This window comes from Pseudoalteromonas sp. S2893 (assembly GCF_005887105.1).
Lineage (GTDB): Bacteria > Pseudomonadota > Gammaproteobacteria > Enterobacterales > Alteromonadaceae > Pseudoalteromonas > Pseudoalteromonas atlantica.
Window position 1 is genome coordinate 1 of the sequence record NZ_PNCY01000102.1, and the last position, 229, is coordinate 229.

Below are 229 nucleotides of genomic sequence, written 5' to 3' on the forward strand. Positions count from 1 at the left end.
AATGTCGAGCGCGGCAAACATTCCGGTGTCTTTGCAATCTAGCAAAGCAAATAACGAAAAAGAAGATGTAGCAAACTTTTGAGTGCCAATGTTCGGTACTATCCATTTATCTGGTTCTACCATTACGATTGTGACGTGTGCAATGGCCGTTATGTTTGTATCGCCAAGCAGGGAAGTACCTTCTTTAATGGGGATGCTGCCGTTTATTTTGATGTTAGGGGTAGTAATG

General features: G+C 42.4%; 1 pseudogene. It reads left to right on the forward strand.

Annotation, left to right across the window (positions count from 1 at the left end):
- Positions 1 to 229 (forward strand): annotated as a pseudogene (locus CWC04_RS19920) (cation:dicarboxylate symporter family transporter); the annotation flags it as partial.